Annotated in this window: 1 protein-coding gene and 1 pseudogene; one reads left to right on the top strand and one right to left on the bottom strand. The window is 65.8% G+C overall.

Annotation, left to right across the window (positions count from 1 at the left end; genetic code table 11):
• Positions 1-169 precede the first annotated feature (169 nt).
• Positions 170-1757, top strand: a pseudogene (locus NBW77_RS21915) (ISAzo13 family transposase).
• A gap of 360 nt (positions 1758-2117) precedes the next feature.
• Here the strand turns inward: NBW77_RS21915 and NBW77_RS21910 are convergent.
• The gene (locus tag NBW77_RS21910) at positions 2118-2822 is read right to left on the bottom strand and encodes a class I SAM-dependent methyltransferase (protein WP_131746286.1); all 705 of its coding nucleotides are present in this window, start codon (positions 2820-2822) and stop codon (positions 2118-2120) included.
• Positions 2823-2935: the final 113 nt, after the last annotated feature.

The following is a 2935-nucleotide window of genomic DNA, read 5'->3' as shown; positions in this document are numbered from 1 at the left end:
ACGGGTGGACGGGTGCATTCGTGGCTTAGGGTCTGCCGGAAAATAACCCGTAGATTCCGCGGCTCTGGCAAGATCCTGTGCTGTGGGGTTCGAGGTGAGCCGGGAGACGCTGGCGGCGAAGTTCGAGACGATCTTCCCGCATCTCGACGAGCGGCAGCAGCGGCTGCTGATGGGTGCCGAGGCGCGGGCGCTCGGGCACGGCGGGATCCGGCTGGTGGCGCAGGCCGCAGGGGTGCGGGAAGCGACCGTGTCGGCGGGTGTCGACGAGCTGGACGCGGGCGCCGAACCGTTGGGTCGGGTCCGGCGGCCGGGCGGCGGGCGTCGACGCGCCGTCGATGTCGATCCGGGCCTGCGGCCCGCGCTGCTGGCGCTGGTCGAGCCCGAGGAGCGGGGCGACCCGATGTCACCGCTGCGCTGGACGACGAAGTCGACGAGGACGCTGGCTGACGAGCTGACCCGCCAGGGTCACCGGGTCGGCGCGGACACGGTCGCTGACCTGCTGCGCGCCGAGCATTTCAGCCTGCGGGGCAACGCGAAAATGCTGGAAGGCACGCGGCATCCGGACCGGGACAGCCAGTTCCGCTACCTCAACGACACCGCCCGCGGCTACCTGGCCGCCGGCGATCCGGTGATCAGCGTGGACACGAAGAAGAAGGAACTGGTCGGGCAGTACCGCAACGCGGGCCGGCAGTGGCGCCCGGCCGGCGACCCGGTCAAGGTTGACACCCATGACTTCGTCGACGAGGAACTGGGCCGGGCGGTCCCGTACGGCGTCTACGACCTGGCGGCGAACGCCGGCTGGGTCACGGTCGGGACCGACCATGACACCGCGGCGTTCGCGGTGGGCGCGATCCGCCGCTGGTGGGACGGCGGCGGCAAAGCCGCCTATCCCGCTGCCCGGCGGCTGCTGATCACCGCGGACGCCGGCGGGTCGAACGGCTACCGCACCCGCGCATGGAAGGCTGAACTCGCCGCGTTCGCGCTCGAGTCCGGCCTGGCGATCACGGTGTGTCATTTCCCGCCCGGCACGTCGAAGTGGAACAAGATCGAACATAGGCTGTTCGCGCACATCACGATGAACTGGGCCGGCCGGCCGCTGACCAGCCACGAGGTCATCCTCAACAGCATCTCGGCGACCACGACCCGCACCGGGCTGTCTGTGACCGCCGAACTCGACACCGCCAGCTACGAAACCGGCGTCACGGTCAGCGACAAGCAGATGGCGGCGCTGCCGATCGACCGCCACGAGTGGCATGGCGACTGGAACTACACGCTGCGCCCCGAACCGCCCGCCCCGGTGCCGGATCCGGTCCCGTTCGACGAGGTCAGCCCCCGGCTGGCTGTGCCACCCGACGCTGACCGGCATGAACACCGACCAGTTCGACGCCCTGATCCGTGAGCTCGCCGCGGCGCACGCCACCCAGCGTGACGGGCAGCTCGACCAGCGGCGCGGCGGGAGGCCCCGCATCGTCGGCGGGCCCACCACCGGCCGCCCACCCGCACTCACCCTCGGCGACCGGCTGCTCGCCACGATCCTGCACTACCGGACGCGCCTGCCCCAGGTCGCAGTCGCGATGCTCTTCGGTGTCCGACCAGAAACGGTCAACAAGCGGATCCGGGACATCCGCCAGATCCTCACCGCCACCGGCCACACGATCATGCCCACCGGTCAGCGGCTGACGAGCCTCCAGGACCTCCACGCGTTCGCGGACGCGGAAGGGATAAGTCGTCCAAAAGAGATCAAACCAGCGTGTTAATAATCTGCAAGCCCTTAATCGAGCGGCATTGGGTCATGGCCGCTCGACAGAACGGCTCCGGTCTGGAATGATGGCACGCGGTGGCCTTCTTGGTCGGGCTTTTGTTTGGTCGCGCTTTCATTATCCCGACCGGAAGGCCGCTTTCATCACAACGGTAGCTCAGATTTTACTTGATTTAGGGGCCGAGGCGTTCCGATCACACGCGGAGAGGATTCTCCAAGTCGGCTTGCGTTCCGCGGGCCGAGTTATTCCGAGAATCCCAGCCGAGGCGGCAGTGGAGTGGCGCTGACGTGCGTCTCCCCGTCCCGAGCGCATCCAGATGTCACGAGAAGGCGACTGCAAAGTGTAGCCCACCGTAACTCAATGTGATCTTCCCGCGGCCCTGGGGTCGGAACCTCCGGCTCGGCCCGAAGCCGGTCGTGCCAGGAGGAGAGTCTGCCAGCACAGGAGATTCGGCCGCAGCCGGGTGGCCCAGCGGTCGAGCGAGCCAGTGGTATTCGGCGACAGCACGTTACGCAACCGCCACCAGGGAAGCCCTCCATCGGGCATAGCCGTCACCACATCGAGACCGCTACCTCGAACGAGCCGTAGAGCAGAGTCGAAGGTGAAGAATCGCAGGTGAGTGGCGTCCATCACCCCTGTCTGCGTGTATTCGAACTCGCCACGTAGGAACTTCACCCGCTGGCTGTAATGCAGCACGTTGGGAAGCGCCACAGCCACAAGACCGTCGTCGGCCACGACACGCCGAGCCTCCTCGAGCAGATGTGTGGGGTCAGCGAGGTGTTCAAGGACGTGTGACAGCAGCACCAGGTCGTAAGAACCATCCCCGGCAAACGGAAGTCCGACTTTCAGATCGCTGAGGTGCACGACCTCGCAGAACTCCTCTGCCGCCGTCCGCTCAACCGGATCGATGGTGATTCCGGTGACTTTCCACCCGCGGCCGGTCAGCAACCGAGCATTGTCACCGGCCCCACAGCCGCAGTCGAGCACCCGGCCGGGCTCCTTGCAGATCAGGTCGAGGAGGGTCGTATTGCCGGCGTTTCGATACAACAGATCCAGAGCCATCAAGCTGTTCTCCTACGTATGGTAAATAGCGATGCTCAATTTGACTACAATTTACAAAATAAGCTATATGCTAGATAATCAAGCGAATGCACTCTTCGCCATCAGGACACTCT

Origin of the sequence: Frankia sp. Cppng1_Ct_nod (assembly GCF_920656135.1) — a bacterium.
In the GTDB taxonomy this organism is placed as follows: Bacteria; Actinomycetota; Actinomycetes; order Frankiales; family Frankiaceae; genus Protofrankia; species Protofrankia meridionalis.
Note: the sequence above shows the minus strand (reverse complement) of the source record. Positions and strands in the feature narration are given on the sequence as shown.

Excerpts from the sequence above, each read along its gene's own strand:
- NBW77_RS21910 (WP_131746286.1), bottom strand. The coding sequence starts at position 2,822 with ATGGCTCTGGATCTGTTGTATCGAAACGCCGGCAATACGACCCTCCTC.